The 562-nt window shown below is 52.1% G+C and carries 1 protein-coding gene and 1 pseudogene; both read right to left on the bottom strand.

The annotated features are described in order from the left end of the window. Positions 1–194 (bottom strand): ArdC-like ssDNA-binding domain-containing protein (locus tag SLS51_RS23160; RefSeq protein ID WP_323840829.1); only part of this gene is annotated, 194 nt, incomplete at its 3' end. 67 nt (positions 195–261) lie between these two features. Further along, positions 262–562, bottom strand: a pseudogene (locus tag SLS51_RS23165) (hypothetical protein); the annotation flags it as partial.

A 562-nucleotide genomic window follows, 5' to 3' on the forward strand; every position in this document is an offset into this window, starting at 1 on the left:
AACTGCCGCTGCAACATAGTTTGCCAGAGCAACAGCACATTGATACCGCTAAACGGTTGTCCGGTCAGCGCATGCTGCGGCAAACCGTACTCACTGGCCGCTTGCCAGGGCGCCCATCCACTTTCCAGGCTGTCTGTAAGACGTCGGGTTATTAACCGGCAGATATCATCCGGTAGGTAAGAAAGGGTCATCATTTTTCCTGTCTAAAATTAAGGAAGAGACCCGTCCACAGGGAGTCGTCTCTCCCCGGGGGATAAATAATTAGCGCATGAAATAATGCGCTATTTTGGCCGGTAACGCGGTCAGCCAGTGATAAACTGCTGACAAGTCAACCTCGTAAGCGTGAAGCATCAAACACACGCCTGTCACCAGCGACGTTAATGCTATCCCGGTCAACAGCCAGCGACGACGCTGCCTGAACTTTTTCTCCTTTAGCTGAACCTGTTGATATAGGAACAGCCCCAGCGTCTGCAACTCACTGAACCGGTGAAATTCCTCACGCCGTAAGGCTTCACAAGCCTCATCGTAACGCTCAAGCTCGGTCGGATGATGGCGAGCAAGA

The sequence above is a fragment of the Photorhabdus africana genome, from assembly GCF_035181445.1.
GTDB classification, from domain to species: Bacteria; Pseudomonadota; Gammaproteobacteria; order Enterobacterales; family Enterobacteriaceae; genus Photorhabdus; species Photorhabdus laumondii.